Source organism: Halomonas alkaliantarctica (assembly GCF_029854215.1).
GTDB lineage: Bacteria > Pseudomonadota > Gammaproteobacteria > Pseudomonadales > Halomonadaceae > Vreelandella > Vreelandella alkaliantarctica_A.
The window spans coordinates 2,640,105-2,656,615 of the sequence record NZ_CP122961.1; the positions used below are offsets into that span (position 1 = coordinate 2,640,105).

The 16,511-nt window shown below is 54.3% G+C and carries 18 protein-coding genes, 4 tRNA genes and 1 pseudogene; 13 read left to right on the forward strand and 10 right to left on the reverse strand.

What is annotated here, in order from left to right; translation table 11 throughout:
- Positions 1-123 precede the first annotated feature (123 nt).
- Both QEN58_RS12075 and QEN58_RS12080 read left to right on the forward strand, forming a co-directional pair.
- Positions 124-333 (forward strand): annotated as a pseudogene (locus QEN58_RS12075) (PAS domain-containing protein); the annotation flags it as partial.
- A 97-nt stretch (positions 334-430) separates the two neighbouring features.
- Positions 431-586 carry a hypothetical protein gene (locus QEN58_RS12080; RefSeq protein WP_280103900.1) on the forward strand — a complete coding sequence of 52 codons (156 nt, stop codon included), beginning with the start codon at positions 431-433 and terminating at the stop codon, positions 584-586.
- 11 nt (positions 587-597) lie between these two features.
- Here QEN58_RS12080 and QEN58_RS12085 read toward each other — a convergent pair whose 3' ends face one another.
- From QEN58_RS12085 to grxD, 8 genes are all read right to left on the reverse strand, one after another.
- Entirely contained in the window at positions 598-1,053 is a 456-nt protein-coding gene (locus QEN58_RS12085) for a YcgN family cysteine cluster protein (protein ID WP_280103901.1), read from the reverse strand.
- Positions 1,054-1,083: 30 nt separating this feature from the next.
- A complete protein-coding gene (locus QEN58_RS12090) occupies positions 1,084-1,662 on the reverse strand; it encodes an acyl carrier protein phosphodiesterase (protein WP_280103902.1) in 579 nt (192 codons plus the stop codon).
- Between the two features lie 12 nt (positions 1,663-1,674).
- Positions 1,675-1,989, reverse strand: a complete 315-nt coding sequence (locus QEN58_RS12095) for a YcgL domain-containing protein (RefSeq protein ID WP_280103903.1) — start codon at positions 1,987-1,989, stop codon at positions 1,675-1,677.
- Positions 1,986-3,122, reverse strand: a complete 1,137-nt coding sequence (gene rnd, locus QEN58_RS12100) for a ribonuclease D (protein WP_280106934.1) — start codon at positions 3,120-3,122, stop codon at positions 1,986-1,988. Before rnd ends, QEN58_RS12095 begins: the two co-directional genes overlap by 4 nt.
- 47 nt (positions 3,123-3,169) lie before the next feature.
- Positions 3,170-3,775, reverse strand: a complete 606-nt coding sequence (gene recR / locus QEN58_RS12105; protein ID WP_280103904.1) for a recombination mediator RecR — start codon at positions 3,773-3,775, stop codon at positions 3,170-3,172.
- Positions 3,776-3,778: 3 nt separating this feature from the next.
- Positions 3,779-4,105, reverse strand: coding sequence for a YbaB/EbfC family nucleoid-associated protein (locus QEN58_RS12110; protein WP_071693664.1), 327 nt, complete (start codon positions 4,103-4,105; stop codon positions 3,779-3,781).
- Positions 4,106-4,179: 74 nt separating this feature from the next.
- The gene (gene dnaX, locus QEN58_RS12115; protein WP_280103905.1) at positions 4,180-6,171 is read right to left on the reverse strand and encodes a DNA polymerase III subunit gamma/tau; all 1,992 of its coding nucleotides are present in this window, start codon (positions 6,169-6,171) and stop codon (positions 4,180-4,182) included.
- Between the two features lie 160 nt (positions 6,172-6,331).
- Entirely contained in the window at positions 6,332-6,682 is a 351-nt protein-coding gene (grxD, locus tag QEN58_RS12120; protein WP_071693666.1) for a Grx4 family monothiol glutaredoxin, read from the reverse strand.
- Positions 6,683-6,929: 247 nt separating this feature from the next.
- Here grxD and argF point away from each other — a divergent pair, with 247 nt between their 5' ends.
- On the forward strand, positions 6,930-7,865 hold the full coding sequence (argF, locus tag QEN58_RS12125; protein WP_280103906.1) for an ornithine carbamoyltransferase: 936 nt from the start codon (positions 6,930-6,932) through the stop codon (positions 7,863-7,865).
- 75 nt (positions 7,866-7,940) lie between these two features.
- Here argF and QEN58_RS12130 read toward each other — a convergent pair.
- Positions 7,941-8,016, reverse strand: a tRNA-Ala gene (locus QEN58_RS12130).
- Positions 8,017-8,220: 204 nt separating this feature from the next.
- On the opposite strand from QEN58_RS12130, the gene uvrY reads away from it, so the two are divergent.
- The 7 genes from uvrY (at position 8,221) to nadB (ending at position 13,827) form a co-directional block, all read left to right on the forward strand.
- Positions 8,221-8,871, forward strand: coding sequence for a UvrY/SirA/GacA family response regulator transcription factor (uvrY, locus tag QEN58_RS12135; RefSeq protein WP_280103907.1), 651 nt, complete (start codon positions 8,221-8,223; stop codon positions 8,869-8,871).
- A gap of 40 nt (positions 8,872-8,911) precedes the next feature.
- Entirely contained in the window at positions 8,912-10,726 is a 1,815-nt protein-coding gene (gene uvrC, locus QEN58_RS12140; protein WP_280103908.1) for an excinuclease ABC subunit UvrC, read from the forward strand.
- A gap of 96 nt (positions 10,727-10,822) precedes the next feature.
- Entirely contained in the window at positions 10,823-11,371 is a 549-nt protein-coding gene (gene pgsA / locus QEN58_RS12145) for a CDP-diacylglycerol--glycerol-3-phosphate 3-phosphatidyltransferase (protein ID WP_280103909.1), read from the forward strand.
- 84 nt (positions 11,372-11,455) lie between these two features.
- Positions 11,456-11,530 (forward strand) — tRNA-Gly (locus QEN58_RS12150).
- A gap of 86 nt (positions 11,531-11,616) precedes the next feature.
- Positions 11,617-11,690, forward strand: a tRNA-Cys gene (locus tag QEN58_RS12155).
- 69 nt (positions 11,691-11,759) lie between these two features.
- Positions 11,760-11,846: transfer RNA gene (locus QEN58_RS12160), tRNA-Leu, on the forward strand.
- Positions 11,847-12,105: 259 nt separating this feature from the next.
- A complete protein-coding gene (gene nadB / locus QEN58_RS12165) occupies positions 12,106-13,827 on the forward strand; it encodes an L-aspartate oxidase (RefSeq protein ID WP_280103910.1) in 1,722 nt (573 codons plus the stop codon).
- Between the two features lie 280 nt (positions 13,828-14,107).
- Here the strand turns inward: nadB and QEN58_RS12170 are convergent, their stop codons facing one another.
- Positions 14,108-14,401: an FAD assembly factor SdhE gene (locus tag QEN58_RS12170; RefSeq protein ID WP_280103911.1), complete on the reverse strand. Its 294-nt coding sequence runs from the start codon at positions 14,399-14,401 to the stop codon at positions 14,108-14,110.
- 206 nt (positions 14,402-14,607) lie between these two features.
- Here QEN58_RS12170 and QEN58_RS12175 point away from each other — a divergent pair, with 206 nt between their 5' ends.
- The 3 genes from QEN58_RS12175 to lapB all read left to right on the forward strand — a co-directional run bounded on the left by QEN58_RS12175 (position 14,608) and on the right by lapB (position 16,505).
- Positions 14,608-14,904 (forward strand): integration host factor subunit beta, encoded by a 297-nt coding sequence (locus QEN58_RS12175; protein WP_007113226.1) that lies wholly within the window; start codon positions 14,608-14,610, stop codon positions 14,902-14,904.
- Between the two features lie 89 nt (positions 14,905-14,993).
- Positions 14,994-15,299, forward strand: coding sequence for a LapA family protein (locus QEN58_RS12180; protein ID WP_280103912.1), 306 nt, complete (start codon positions 14,994-14,996; stop codon positions 15,297-15,299).
- Entirely contained in the window at positions 15,300-16,505 is a 1,206-nt protein-coding gene (lapB, locus tag QEN58_RS12185; protein ID WP_280103913.1) for a lipopolysaccharide assembly protein LapB, read from the forward strand.
- The last annotated feature ends 6 nt before the right edge of the window (positions 16,506-16,511 follow it).

Here is a 16,511-nt window from a genome sequence, read left to right on the forward strand (position 1 = left end):
GCACTGGCAGAACATACGACGATACTAGCGGTGTTTTTCCCTTGATCTCAGCGGCAGATACCTCAGCGTGAATCGATCAGTTCTCACTCTGCTGGAAATTAGCGCAGCAGTGAAACCAGCAGTAACGGTATTTTAATTTGCGAGGCTCAACAGCCTGACTACCCTATTTTGTTCGTCAACCCAGCCTTTGTAGCCATCACTGGCTATACGCTTGAAGAAGCCATAGGACACAACTGCCGGTTTCTCCAGGGCGAAGACAGCGACCCAAAACATACCGGATTCGCGCCAGCTATTTATGAAAATATTTTCCAAAAACCATTCACTCGTCCATGATTCTGCGCCATACTAGACCTTAGCCGCATACACTAATGTCTAAGCGCGATTTATACGCTCAATGCTTATGACAGTTCTCAAGGAGTCAGTTGAAACCATGAAATACCAAGATCACTTCCCGACCATTTGGGACGCACCTCAAAAGACTAGCGCTAAATCCGCTAACCAGGCGCCAGCTAAACAGCTGCTTTCACCGGTTAAAGAAGCGTTTTTGTCTATTTGGGATACCCCTAAGCGCCAGCCCAGCGCTTAAAGCGTCAGGAATTACATTGGCAGTACGGCAATGATATGTGACTCAAGTTGCTGCTCAGGCACATCATCTTGGGACACTGCAAAGCTGCGCACGCTGATGCCTTTGCGGTGAACCCGCTCGGCGTCATTGCTTAACAGCGGATGCCAACCCGCCAGCTTGCGCCCTTCTGCCACTCGCCGGTAGCCACAGCTCTGCGGCAGCCAAGTAAACTCTTTAACCAACGCTGGTGTCAGTTGGGTGCAGTCGGGAACCGTTTCAAAACGGTTAGCATAATCACTGCACTGACAGCTGTGGGTATCCAGCAGACGGCAGGCAACATTGAGCACCGCCAGCTCTTGGGTGTCCTCATCGTGCAACTTCAACAGGCAGCACTGTCCACAGCCATCACATAGCGCTTCCCACTCCTGGGGCGTCAGCTCTTCAAGGGTAAAGCGCTCCCAAAAACGTTCGCGCATCGTGGTTTCCATCCTGCTACCTCATTGTCACGGAATAACTCTTTATGATGGGAATCTGTCTTGATGGCTTAATTCAGCCATAAGAGCGGGCCATAGTGTCTGGAAATCGCCCTCTAATGCGTGATAATCGTCGTATAGCCAAGGCACTAAGGCAGCCAACTGATTAGGGCCAGACAAACGCTGCCCAATCCCGGCAACGGCCCGGCAGGTAAACGCAAAGTCAGCGTAGCCTCTTAGCCAGTCTTGCTCGACGAGAATCGGCATCATACCAGCTAGCCGATTCGGCGCGTTGCGGGTGGAGAGCAGCCGATAACAACGCTCAATAATCGCCTCTTGATGCGCCTGCCCCGCCGTATCCCGAGCCAGGAAATGATCCCACACCATATCCAGCGCTATTCCCGCATAGCGACGCTGACCCGCTGGCGCACGCCGCCGCGCATTAATAACGCTAGGATGGCTATCCACCCAGGCATCCACACGCCGGTGATGGCGAATGCCCAGCGCAGTAGCAGTGGACCAATCGCTTAAATCGCGCCCCTTAACGCCATCAGCAATTAAATTGCCGTAGAGAAAATCATCGCTACCGGCGCTCACTAACCACGCATGGGCAAGAAAATTCATAACCGAATGGCGCTACTGTTCGTCAGTACGGTCATCAGAACGCGAGGCAACATGGGCGCGATGCACGTCGAGCAAATAGGCCTCTTTAGCCGGCGGCATTTGCAGATAGAATCCTTTGTCTTTAATACCGTCCACCACGTCTGCTGCATTCACCCGGGACAATTTTTTGTCAGCGGTCAACAGCATGGTAAATACCGGCACAGGCTTGCCGAAGGTCTCCAGTAATTGCTCTGGGACATCTGCAAGCCCTTGACGCTTATCGACGTATAAATACATTTCATCTTTACGCGAGCTTTTGAAAACCTCGCAAATCAATTTGTCGCTCATGATGATCGCTCCTCGAGGGCTTGGGCCAACGCAGCATTCAAACATTCGCCCCGCCAACCGCTCGGCCAGGTCAATGGCTCACCCGCCAAGTCCTGCATCACCAGTGTTTCAATATCACGGCGGCGCATGAGCATTTCCGGCGCCACCCCCAAGTCATTGGCTTTGCTCGTGACCGCCTTTTTAAGTGCTTTAAAACGTGATTTGAACGTCGGGTGCATGGGGTCTGGCCAACGCTTGGGCAGCGCCGCTTCATCACAGTGCTGGGCTTGTTTGACCATTGCCAGCAGTGCGTCGCCCTCTTTTTTGATCAGCATCGGCTTAATGCCTTCAACGTCAGCGAGCTCAAAGCGATTGCTGGGCATCTTTTCCGCGATCGCAAACAGCAGCTTATCGCTAATCAACCAGTTGCGCGGCAAGTCGCGGCGGCGTGTTTCGCCTTCACGCCAGGTGGTCATTAGCCGATACGCTTCCATCTGGCGGGGAGTTAAGCGCCACAGCTGGCGTTGACGGGTGTACCACTGTTGATCGTTATCAACGCTCCGGCCAGCCTGTTCAATTAGGCTCGCGCACTCAGCATCCACCCACTCACGACGCCCCAGTGTGGCGAGCTTGTCAGCCTGTAACGTCCAGACTTTTAGCAAATAGATCACATCCAGTGCGGCGTAATGGCACTGCGCAGGCGACAGCGGGCGCAACAACCAGTTTGAGCGGGTCTCCTCTTTAGGCAGGGTTTCACCGACCCAAAATTCAACCAGCTTTTGATACCCCATTCCTGGGTTATCGCCCAAAAATCCTTGTACCACCTGGGTATCAATTAAGGGTGACGGCAATACGCCCGCCCAGTGCTGGAAGACTTCCAGGTCTTCGCTGCAGGCGTGCAGTAACTTGATGGCACTATTTTGCAGCAGAGCGCGGAATTTATCGGTACACGGGACGGCTACCGGGTCAACCAGATAAGCCTCTTCACCCGCGGTGAATTGAATCAATGCAGGCACTGGAAAAAAGGTGTTCTCTCGAAAAAACTCGGTATCCAGAGCAATTACAGAAGCATCGGCTACTTGCTCGCACGCCGCATCGAGCGCCTCTGGAGTATCAAGCCATTGAAAAGAGGGAGTAAGAGAGGACAAAAGTATTCTTCCAGGTTGGCGCAAACGCTAAAGCGCTTGCGTTTTAGGTAGGCTTATTCGCTGGCAAACGGCAGACGACCATTAAACGCACGGCTCAAAGTGCCGCCATCAACGTACTCCAGCTCTCCACCCATGGGAACGCCATAGGCAAGCCGCGAGAGTTTGACGCCGTGTTCGGATAGCAACGAAGCAATATAGTGGGCAGTCGCTTCACCCTCGATGGTAGGGTTAGTCGCCAACACCACCTCTTCAATGAGCCCTTCTGCAACTCGCGCTTCCAGCAAGTCTAAACCAATCGACTCCGGCCCCACGCCATCTAGCGGCGAAAGGTGCCCGTGGAGCACAAAGTAGCGCCCTTTAAAGCCACCGGCTTCTTCAATCGCCAGTTGATCGGCAGGCGACTCCACCACACACAGCAGTGAATCGTCGCGCCGCGGGCTTTCACACAGCATGCAGATCTCAGCTTCGGTGAGCGTGCGGCAACGTTGGCAATAGCCGACTTCTTCGATCGCCTGTTGAATAACCGCAGCAAGTCGCTGTCCACCTGGCCGTTCGCGCTCGAGAAGATGCATAGCCATGCGCTGAGCCGTTTTGGGCCCAACGCCTGGCAGTATGCGAAAAGCATCCATTAACTGCTCAACGAGAGGAGAAAAACGCATTGCTTAGAACGGCATCTTAAAGCCGGGCGGAAGGTTCAAGCCTGCCGTCGCTTCTTCCATTTTTTGTTTAGAGCTAACTTCCAATTTGCGCACTGCGTCGTTGACCGCTGCCGCTAGCAAATCTTCCAGTAGCTCTTTGTCCTCTTCCATGACGCTGGGGTCAATGGATACATTTGAAACGTCATGTCGACCGTTCATAGTGACCTTGACCATACCGGCCCCCGCCTCGCCCTGCACTTCGGCTTTGGCGACCTCTTCCTGGGCTTGCTGCATTTTTTCCTGCATCTCTTGGGCTTGCTTCATTAAGTTGCCCATTCCACCTTTAAGCATGGTCTTATCTCCAACGTAAGTAGTTAAAAGATCTAATTAAAAAGATGTTTATGTCTCGTCTAAATAACAAGCGCTTAGCGTATCGCGTCGGCAGGCTTAACGCTGGATTCTATCAGCTTTGCACCAAACGCCTGCTGTAACTTCTGTACATGGGGGTCGTGATTGAGTAGATCAACCGCCTGGGCATGACGCTCTTTATTAAGGCGCTCTTCGCGTTGCCGGGGTGTTTCCAGGCTATTAGACAACTCGGCAACGTAAAACGCTATTCGCCGTGGCATGCCCTGCTCTTTAAGCGCACGCTCAATGCGCGTTTGGTGCACTTCCGCCTGCATAGCCTCTTGGCTTGGGTCTAGGCGAAGCGTCAACAGCGTACCGTCGTCGCTCTCTACCAAACAGTTGCCTGCCAAGTTACGGGTCAAGCCGCCCAGGCCCAGCGAGTCAAAGCACTGCAACCACTGCGCATTATCCAGCTTGCCTGGCTGGGCTTTTGGAAAGGCTTCTGTCCGGGCTTCTGGTTGAATTTCTGGAAAGGCCTCTGGTTGAGCTGTAGGCACCTCAGACGTAGTGGGCTCTACCGCCGCTTGGGGCTCGGATACGGGCTCAGGTGTTAAGACCGGCTCTGCAACAGGTTCTGGTTCCACCATTGCCGCTGGTTCAGAGGCTTGCTGGGAAGTATCAGCCTCGATCGTTGGCGCGTCCGTTTCGAGTGTCCAAGGCGGTGGCTCTTGTAGCGGAGGTTGCTCTTCAGCGACAGGCGCTGTCTGCTCGGGGCTTGGCTCCAATTGCTGTGCGGGCTGAGCTTCTGGCGTGGAATGAGCTTCTGGCTTTGCATCAGCTACTGGAGCGGGCTGCGGCGCCGGTGAAGGCGTTTCTGCCACTGCTACTTGAGCATTTGTTTCCGCCGCTACTCCCTCAGATGGCTCGCGGCGAAGCGGTAGCGGGGTACGCGGTGGTTTCGGCACGCCCTGAGGTCGAAACGCCAACATGCGCAGCAGCGTCATCTCTAACGCGCTACGCAGGTCGGGGGCGTGCATCATGTCCCCACGGCCCTGAATACCAATTTGGTAATAGAGCTGAATGTCTTCGGCGGTGAAGCGGCTTGCTAGTTGCAGGATAACGTCGCGATCACCGTGGCTGTTATCCACGGCATCCGGCACCATCTGCGCCACCGCTAAGCGGTGAAGCATACTCGATAACTCATCCAACACCGCGGCAAAGTCCGGGCCTTGCTCTGCTAACTCGGCCACTTCGGCCAACAAGCGCTGTACATCCACATCGGCCAGGGATTCCGCCAGCCCAAGAATATGGCGATGATCCAGGGTGCCCAGCATGGCGGCCACATCCGCATGACGCACCGCCCCCTGCCCAAACGCAATGGCTTGGTCGGTGAGGCTCATGGCATCACGCATTGAGCCTTCCGCCGCCTTACCCAATAGCCACAAAGCGCTTTCATCAAAGGCGACGCCCTCCTCACCCAGCACATAGGTGAGGTGCTCAACCACACGCTCTGGTGGCATATGTTTGAGGGTAAATTGAAGGCAGCGTGAGAGTACTGTCGGCGGCAGTTTTTGCGGATCGGTGGTCGCCAGCAGGAATTTAACGTGAGGGGGAGGCTCTTCCAGCGTTTTCAGCAGCGCATTGAAACTGCTGGTGGAGAGCATGTGCACCTCATCGATCAGGTACACCTTATAGCGCCCTTGGGTAGGCGCGTACTGAACGTTGTCCAGCAGTTCCCGGGTATCTTCTACTTTGGTTCTTGACGCTGCATCGACCTCAATAAGATCAACAAAGCGCCCTTCATCGATTGCTTGGCAGCTATCGCACTGCCCGCACGGGGTAGAGGTAATACCTTCATCGCCACGACCGTTGGCCGTACAGTTCAAACACTTGGCAAGAATTCGCGCCAAAGTGGTTTTACCCACACCGCGGGTACCCGTAAACAGGTAGGCATGGTGCAGACGGCCCTGATCAAGGGCATTCACCAAGGCACGCTGAACATGGGCCTGGCCCACGAGTTCGTGGAATGTGCGAGGCCGCCACTTGCGGGCCAGAACCTGATAGCTCATGAAGCTGTACTTCCTTCGGCGGGCTGACTTGCCCCGCGCTGTAGCCAGCGCGGGGCAAAGGCCACGATGCAAAATAAAGACGATGCGAGAACAAACGCCATTCTAACGGTTGCACCGCAGCCCGCCAACCGCCTGAACAAAGCGGACTATTAGATAACGCCTAGGCGTTATCACCACTTTCCGCCGCACCGGCACGCTCAGCAGCGGCTTTTACCAGCTTTTCCAGCTCGCCACTCTGATGCATCTCAACCACGATGTCGCAGCCGCCCACCAGCTCGCCTTCTACCCACAGCTGCGGGAATGTCGGCCAGTTAGCAATCTTGGGCAGCTCAGCGCGAATATCCGGATTATCCAGAACGTTAACGAACGCAAAGCGCTCACCGCAGCTCATCAGCGCTTGAACGGTCTGGGCAGAAAAACCGCACTGGGGCAGTTGGGGCGAGCCTTTCATGTAAATCAGGATCGTGTTTTCGCTAATTTGACGCTGAATGTTTTCGGCAGTCGTGCTCATACTATTTCCTCGCTCATTGATGACCGACGCCCTCTAACTCATCTACTTGGCTTAGCCCTTGAACCAGGTCCTAGACACTGATTCTTGAACCTAGCCCTTGTAATTGGTACTTGAGACTAGTGCTCAGAATAGTACCTGAGTAGAGCGCTCGGCTTTAACGTGTAAATGGCATTCTACGCATGCCGTTCGCGTTGCGCATCCCCTGCAGCATAGCTAGGATAGTGTTTTTGCGCGGAGAGAAGCCCTTATGGCGACACGCCATTTCCTGACCTTGCTAGATTTGACCCCGGACGAGCTGGACTATTTGATCCAGCGCGCCATTACGATCAAAACCAATTTAAAAGCCCAAGGTCCTGTTTATACACCATTACCCAACCGCACCCTGGCGATGATCTTTGAAAAATCTTCGACGCGTACACGGGTTTCGTTTGAAACGGGAATGGCACAATTTGGCGGCCACGCGCTATTTCTCTCCCCCCGCGATACTCAGCTCGGTCGGGGCGAGCCGATTGAAGACACCGCTCGCGTACTGTCTGAAATGGTCGATGCGGTAATGATACGCACCTTCTCCCACGCTGGGCTGGAAACCTACGCCAGCGCCAGCAGCGTTCCGGTGATTAACGCCTTAAGCGATGACTATCACCCCTGCCAGCTACTTGCCGACGTGATGACCTGGATCGAGCTACGCGGTAGCGTTAAAGGGCGAACAGCGGTATGGATTGGTGATGGCAACAACATGTGCCACTCCTGGATCAATGCTGCTCGACAGTTCGGTTTTCATCTGCGTATTTGCTGCCCGAAAGGCTACGAGCCACGTGCAGACATCATGGCAGCCGCTGGCGATCAAGTGACGCTGCTACACGACCCCCAGGAAGCAGTAAAGCAGGTCGATCTGATCACCACCGATGTGTGGGCTTCCATGGGTCAGGAGGAGGAGCAGGCAAAACGTGAAGCCGACTTCGCAGGCTTCCAAGTGACAGAAGCGATGCTGGACCAGGCTAATCAAGACGTACTCTTCTTACACTGCCTGCCCGCGCATCGTGGCGAAGAAATCAGTCACACGCTGCTCGACGACCCCCGCGCAGTCGTCTGGCAGGAAGCTGGCAACCGCCTGCATGCACAAAAAGCGCTGATCGAGTTTTTGCTACTGGGCCAAATCACTGAGCAAAAGGCCACTAACTAACCACCGTTATAAAATCGAGAAAAAGCAAGACGAAAAAAAAGCCTCGCTAAACAACGAGGCTTTTTTCTAGGATTTTGGTGGAGCCTAGCGGGATCGAACCGCTGACCTCAACACTGCCAGTGTTGCGCTCTCCCAGCTGAGCTAAGGCCCCACATACTGTCTTTTCGACAGCGAGGCGCATACTACGGTGAACATTTATCTCGGTCAAGTTTTACATCATCAGTAGCCAGCTAATTCTCCTTTGTCTTCAGCTGTGGCACTCTATATCACCATGTAGTTAACAAGATAGATAAGATAGAGCAGCGTCCAAGGCCAACGCCTGAGCCCATGATGTTTCCAAGCAGGAGCCTTTCCATTGATCAGTGTACTTATCGCCGATGATCATCACCTAGTAAGAACTAGCATTGCTCACCTGCTAAACGAAGAATGTGATATTAAAATTGTGGGCGAGGTAGACGATGGTGAAAGTGCGGTAACACAGTGCCGCCACTTAAAGCCCGACATCGTGCTAATGGATATTCGCATGCCGGGAATAGGCGGGCTTGAAGCCACTCGGCGTATTCGCCGCACCATGGAAGACGTTAAAGTCTTAATATTGACAGCACATATGGAAGACAGCGTATTGCGCCGTATGCTTGAGGCCGGTGCCTCTGGCTTTTTAAGCAAAGGTGCAGATGCAATAGAAATGACGGATGCCATCCGTCAAGTATTCCACGGCCGCCGCTACGTCAGTCAGGAAATAGCCCAGCGCCTGGCCCTTTCGCACTTCACCAATGAGGACAACCCGTTTAGCCACCTATCTCACCGTGAGCTACAGATTGCCCTCATGATTGTGAACTGCCAGCGTGTGCAAGATATCTCTGATCGCCTACATTTAAGTCCTAAAACGGTAAACACCTACCGCTACCGACTCTTTGATAAACTACAGGTTGCTACCGATGTCGAGCTTACTCACTTAGCGCTCCGTCACGGGCTGGTCGAGGGGTTTGACGCTACCCAAATATAACCCCATCTTCCCTGCTGTTATCGGGTACCAACACGCTGATATGACCTTTGATTCAAAACAGTTTTTGAGCTCGGTAAGCTCCTCGCCAGGGGTTTACCGTATGCTCGATGAGCAAAGTAATACGCTCTATGTAGGCAAAGCCAAACGCTTAAAGGCGCGCCTTGCCAGTTATTTCCGTGGGCAACTGAATACCAAAACCCAGGCCATGGTGGGACGCATCGCCGATGTCCAGGTAACCGTCACGCGCACTGAAACTGAAGCCCTGCTGCTCGAACAGACACTGATCAAGCAGCTGCGTCCGCCCTATAATATTTTACTGCGCGACGATAAGTCCTACCCGTTTGTCTTTGTCACTGACCGCCATCCCTACCCGGCACTTGAATATAAGCGCGCACGGCAACGCAGCAACGATGGTCGCTATTTAGGCCCCTACCCCAGCAGCGGCGCCGTACGTGAAAGCCTAGCGCTGATGCAAAAGATATTTCATATTCGCAACTGTGAGGACAGCGTTTTTGCCCACCGCTCGCGCCCCTGTTTGCAGTATCAGATACAGCGATGTAGCGCCCCCTGCGTCGACTACATCTCTGCCGAGGACTACCGGCGCGATCTCGAGCACGCAGTGATGTGCCTGGAAGGCAAAAGTGAAAGTGTTACTCAAGAATTAATGCAAGCCATGGAAGCGGCCAGCCAGGCGCTCAACTTTGAGGAGGCTGCCCGTCTTCGCGACCAGGTTCAGCAACTACGACAGCTTCAGCAGCGGCAGTTTGTCGACACCGGAGGCGGTGATGCGGATATTTTCGCTCTCGCCCAGCGCCCCGGTGCGCTTGGCGTTTCAGTGTTAAGCGTCCGTGATGGTCGCCTGCTGGGCGCGCGCCATCACACGCCGAAAAATGGTCTGGATCTACCGCTTGAAACGCTACTTACCGAGGTGGTTAGCCAATACTATTTTGGTCAACCGCATAACGTGCCCAGCGAAGTAATTACTAGCCACCCGTTAGACGACAGCGAGCTTATCGCCGAGGCGTTGACCCAACAGGCGGGGAAACGCATTCGCGTCACCAGCCAAGTGCGCGGTCATCGCGCTCAGTGGCAACAGCTCGCCATTACTAATGCTGAACAGCAGCTAGCTTCTCAACTGGCCAATCAAACCCAGCTCACCCAGCGCTTTACCGCCCTGCAGAAAGCCCTGGGGTTAGAGGACACACCGCAACGCTTGGAGTGTTTCGACATTAGCCATAGCCACGGTGAGGCAACCGTTGCCTCCTGCGTAGTGTTTGATCATCAAGGCCCACGCAAAAGCGACTACCGCCATTTCCGCATTGAAGGAGTCGCCGCTGGTGATGACTACGCTGCCATGCAGCAGGCCCTGACACGGCGCCTTAAGCGGGTGAAGAGCGGCGAAGCAGTCGCCCCTGACATCCTGATCGTCGATGGTGGCAAGGGTCAGCTCAATATGGCCCGTGATGTGTTTAAAGAACTCGATATCAGCGACATCATTCTATTGGGCGTCGCCAAAGGAACCACGCGTAAGGCGGGACTTGAAAGTCTGTTTGTGGAAACAGCGGACAATCCGCTGGATTTGGATCCTGCCTCCCCCGCTCTACATTTGATCCAGCACATTCGCGACGAATCACACCGTTTCGCTATCGCTGGTCACCGCGCTCAGCGCGATAAAGCGCGGCGTACTTCAACCTTGCAGGATATTCCTGGCATTGGCCCAAAACGCCGGCGTGAGTTACTGCGATTTTTTGGCGGCCTGCAGGGCGTTCAAAAAGCTAGCCGCGATGAACTTGCCCGCGTGCCGGGCATTAATGCGTCATTAGCCGAAAGTATTTACCGGGCGCTCAACGGATAAACGCTCGTTTGGCATGGATGCCATAGGCCAAGGGGGATAGAATGACCCCCAGACATTTCAAACCCTCTGATTTTCCGGCAAGGATCGCACCCTGCGATGAATATACCTAACATACTGACACTGGCGAGAATCGCCTTTATTCCGCTGCTGGTGGTGCTGTTTTATCTACCCTTCAGTTGGAGCATGCCCCTAGCGGCTGGCTTATTTGGACTGGCTTCCATTACCGACTGGCTGGATGGCTATTTAGCGCGACGCTGGAATCAATCAACCCCCTTTGGCGCTTTTTTAGACCCGGTGGCTGACAAACTCATGGTGGTCGTCGCCCTGGCGCTGTTAATCGAGCGTTATGACACTCTGGTACTAACGCTTCCTGCGCTGGTGATTATTGGCCGTGAAATTGTCATTTCAGCGCTGAGAGAGTGGATGGCTGAAATGGGCAAACGCGGCATGGTAGCGGTTTCCTGGGTAGGTAAGCTGAAAACCACCTTGCAAATGGTATCGCTGTTAATCTTGCTGGCGCTGCCTCCGACCCATGAATTTGCGCTGCTGGGCGTGGTAGTGCTTTATACCGCCGCTCTCCTAACACTGTGGTCGATGATTCAGTACTTGAAAGCCGCTTGGCCGCATCTAAGCCGCTCAATGTAAACTGCTGATAACTAAATAAGGAACACGCGTTAATTCATTGATTGACAACCTGACGGTGATCCGTATAATTCGCCCTCGAGTCGAGCGGGAATAGCTCAGTGGTAGAGCATCGCCTTGCCAAGGCGAGGGTCGGGAGTTCGAATCTCCTTTCCCGCTCCATCTTGGATGTGTGGTATTGAAGGCTAGGGTCGTGAGCTGGTGCGCCAGTCCGATCGAATCTCCTTTCCCGCTCCATAGACTTTTGAGGCTGGATGGCAGAGTGGTTATGCAGCGGACTGCAACTCCGTGTACGCCGGTTCGATTCCGACTCCAGCCTCCATCTTTGTGTAGCAGTGGTGTTTTAAGTAGCAGGAAACAGCATTGCGGTGTGATCGTTTTGTGATGTATAGCCCGGATGGCGAAATCGGTAGACGCAAGAGACTTAAAATCTCTCGGGGGCAACCCCGTGCCGGTTCAAGTCCGGCTCCGGGCACCATTATCCATTGTTTATCCTCCCCTCCAGCTTTACCCCCTTTAAACGCTTAATCTCCTATATTGTTTTTCTTGACGCTGCGCTTTTGTGCGCTCTTTCGCCTTCCCAAACATCGCGCATACCACTGATTTATTACCCCAAAACATCGCTAAACGCCAAGTGCCACGCTATGATGCCTGCCTTCTAACTATTTGCGCTCGGCGAAGCTAGCGACATTTAGGGTTGGTAATATTTCGGTCAGTATCAAGGGGGAGCGGGCGCTATGAGCACGCCAACATCCGATGTACTTATCATTGGCGGAGGCGTCGCTGGGTTAACCCTTGCCTTGGAAGTGGCTGATCACCGGTCAGTGACGCTGGTTCGTCCTGCGCAAGACGACCAAGGCGCCAGCCGTTGGGCTCAAGGTGGCATTGCCGCCGTGCTCTCGCCGGATGACGACCTCGATGCCCATATCAATGACACCTTGGTTGCTGGCGATGGGCTATGCGATATCGAGGCCGTTCGCTTTACCGTTACCAATGGCCCCGCTGCTATCCAGTGGCTGATTGATAAGGGCGTTCCCTTTACACCCGAGCACGACCCTGCCGCACGCTACCCGTATCACCTAACCCGAGAAGGCGGCCATAACGCACGGCGGATTATCCACGCCGATGACGCCACCGGCCGTGCTGTAGTGGACACGCTATTAAACAGCGTTGCCCAGCATCCCAACATAACCCAACGCAACGATCTAACCGTGGTTGGCTTGTTACAGGATGCCCACGGCGCCTGCCACGGTGCCTATGGCAGCGATACTAACCACCAGTGGCACTCCCTTACTGCGCGCTACACCGTATTAGCCACTGGTGGCGCAAGCGGCCTTTACCTTCACACCACCACGCCTGCCCCTAGCAGCGGCGAAGGCATGATGATGGCCGCAGAGCTGGGTGCTCGGTTAATGAATCTTGAGTTTCAACAGTTTCACCCCACCTGCCTATTTGATCCCGCAGGTCCGGCGTTTTTGATTAGTGAGGCGGTTCGCGGCGAAGGCGGACACCTGCTCAATGAGGCGGGAGAGCGTTTTATGCTGGCGCTGGATAAGCGCGCCGAGCTAGCCCCTAGGGATGTCGTCGCCCGCGCCATTGATGCTGAAATACAGCGCAGCTCTCTGGGCCATGTGTGGCTGGACATTCGCCATTTAGGTGAAAAGGCGATTCACCATCACTTCCCCACTATTCTGGCGCACTGCGCCTCCCGTGGAATTGATATCACTCAGCAGGCTATTCCCGTGGTGCCTGCCGCCCACTACAGCTGCGGCGGTGTCGCCACCAACCTACAAGGCGCCACCGACGTTACCAACCTCTATGCCATCGGTGAAACCGCCTGCACGGGGCTGCATGGCGCCAACCGCATGGCCAGCAACTCACTCTTAGAGTGTTTGGTATTTGCCCGCAGCTGTGCACAGGCGCTGTTAGCCGACGAGAGACCACACGGCCTAACGACCAGCGGTAGCGAATTTCAGCCCCCGACCCAGACTCCAGCAGCCGCCTTCTCTAAAGCAGTGCTCAGCGATATACGCCAACAAATGCGCACCACCATGAGCCAGCATGTTTCCATTGTACGCAGCGCTACCGGGCTAAGCACTGCTCTGGAGAACTTGAAGACACTGCTGACACTGCTAAACAGTGTGGAAGAGACTCGGGGGGCTCTGGCAGCCTCGGAAGGGAAGCGCTTACACCAAACTCTACAGTTAGCTGTATTGACCGTTATCGCCGCTCAGCGGCGCCATGAGTCGCGCGGGCTGCATTACTCCACCGATTGGCCCCACCAACTGCCTAAAGCCATTGCCTCTTCGCTTTCGATAAATGATTTAACCGACGCGCTAGAAAAAAAACCGTTAGTGGCCAGGGCTATGGAACAACTGCCTTACTTCACGCAGGCTTTCTTGAGGCGCACTATCAGGACAGAGCCAAACCCGCTGCTTACCCACATAAAGCCCTACTAACCAGGGCCCTAAATAATCACAGCGCACCTGATGTGCTTCACCAAGCATCTCGCCTTGTATGAGAGCGGCCGCTGTTGGCTGGAGTTCGCGCAGCCAACGACCTTGAACGTGTGACGCCGTCAAGGTCAGCGAGAGCACGCCTTTGGGTTGATGAAGATAGCCGCGCCACATAACGGCACCGCCTAATACAGCTATCGCAACAGCTGCGGGGGCTCCCACGACCCAATAGCTTAGCGCCACTACCCCTACAAACAACCCACATTGGGCTAGCAGCCAAAATCTAGAGGGTACGATAGGCAGAATTATCGGTGGTTTCAGCATGTTCAACGATCATTTGTACGATACGGCGCTGGCCAGCCTCCTCGGGCCACTCGCGGTGCATCAGCCAGACAAACAGATCCTGATCCTCACCTTCAATAAGTTGCTGGTAGGCCAGTTGATCCGCTTCGCTGAGATGGTCAAAACGCTGTTCAAGAAATGGGATAAGCAGCAGATCAAGCTCCCACATGCCGCGCCGGGAGTGCCAGTAAAGCCGTTTGCGCAAAATGGCCGCTGGGGAATTGTCGTCGTTCAACGTCAGCCGCTCCGATCTAAGAAATGAACACCCAGTATACCTAAGCTGTGGGGTCGCGCCAGAGCGCTCCATCGCCTATGCTGTTAATGAGTCTAGAACCTTGTTTTATCTGAATTGTTTTATACTGAATTGCGCAGTATGCTGAATTTGATGTTAGTGAGGTCGAGAGCGCGTCACGGCCTTCAATGTTTGCAGGGAGCCAACCGATGACTAAATCAGAATTAATCGAACAAATTGCGATGCGTCAGCCGGAGTTGTCCGCCAAAGATGTTGAAACGGCGGTGCGTATTATCCTGGACGATATGACGGATTCTCTTTCTAGCGGTGGTCGCGTTGAGATCCGTGGTTTTGGCAGTTTTTCACTGCACTACCGGGAGCCGCGGGTAGGGCGCAATCCAAAAACAGGCGACGCAGTTGATCTGGAAGGCAAGTATGTGCCGCACTTCAAGCCTGGTAAGGAGCTACGCGAGCAGGTAGACGCTAGTCGAGCACTCGGCTACTAAAACGCGACTATTAATTTCTGCGGGATGACGTCGCCGCTCGAGTCGTACACAATAGCGCTACCGTGAACGTCACAGACTAGGAAACTCACATGCGTTGGATCAAAGGGCTGATTTTAGCCGTTATTTTGCTGATAGTAGTGCTGGTAGGTATTCTGTTTGCTGTTAATAATCAGCAAACCGTTGCCTTAAACCTTATTTGGCTGGAGCTACCAGCGGTATCGCTCTCTGTTTGGCTGCTCGCAACATTGGTGTTTGGCGTCTTACTGGGCATGCTCGCCATGCTAGGCGTCTACGTGCGATTAAAGGCAACCCTGGCCCGCAGTGAGCGACACAATAAGCAGCAGCGTAAAGAGCTCGATAACCTGCGCACCCGGGAGTTTAAGGAACTGGCATAAATGCTGGATGTCGCGCTGCTAAGCGTACTGTTGGTCGCCATTGCCATTGGTTACGGGTTAGGTTATCACCAAGCCGGACGCCGCCGACATCGCTCCCAGCCGCCCGCGACCTCGTCCCAGGCGCTCTCCCGGGATTACTTTGTCGGGCTTAACTACCTGCTTAATGAGCAGCCCGACGAAGCGATTAATACGTTTATCAGCGTGCTTGCAGTCAACAGCGACACGGTTCATACCCATATCGCCCTCGGCAAACTGTTTCGCGCGCGCGGCGAGGCCGATAAAGCGGTTAGTATTCACCAAAATCTGCTAGCACGACCCTCTCTTTCCCAGCACACCAACGAACAAATCCAGCTAGAGCTTGCCCGGGACTTTATGGCCCTCGGTGTTCATGATCGCGCACAGCGGCTACTCGATACGCTGTTGGAACACAGCAGAGATGATGATCACCGCTATGCGGCTAAACAGCTGCTCATTGATTTATTAGAGCGCGAAAAAGCGTGGCAGCAAGCCCTCGACGTTATCCAACCACTGCTTAAACAGTATCCTAAGATGCGTCGCCCCGCTGCTCACTGGCTATGCGAGCTGGCGTTGGAGGAAATCAGCCAAGCCAGTCGACCACTGGCGAAAAAGCACCTCAAAAAAGCCCTACAGTTGGATGAAAAATGCGTTCGCGCCACCCTGCTGCTGGCTGAATTAGAAATGGACAACGGACACTATGCCCGCGCTATTGAGCAATTAGACAACATCCCAGGGCAAGAGCTAGCGCATATTCCCACTATGCTTCCTGCCCTCAAGCACGCCTATTTGCGCAAAAACGACGAAGCGGGTTACGAAGCCCATCTATATCGGCTACTTGAGCAAGCGCCTTACACCAGTACTATTATTGCCCTGGGCCAGCTCGTTCATCAGCGTGACGGTGTCGACAAAGCAATTGAGTTGATCGGAGAACGTCTGCGCGCCGTGCCGAGCTTAGGCGGGCTGGATTATTTGATCGATCTGTATATTGAAAGCCAGCGGCTTGGTGGAAAACCTTCCCCGGATACGCGTCTGCTACTGCTAAAACATCATACCGATGCGCTGCTGCTTAACCGTACGCGTCATCGCTGCCAACGCTGTGGTTTTGCCAGCGACGCGTTACAGTGGCAGTGCCCCAGTTGCCGCTTCTGGGGCACGATCAAGCCGGTCATTGGCGTCGAGGGCGAATAGTTTCGC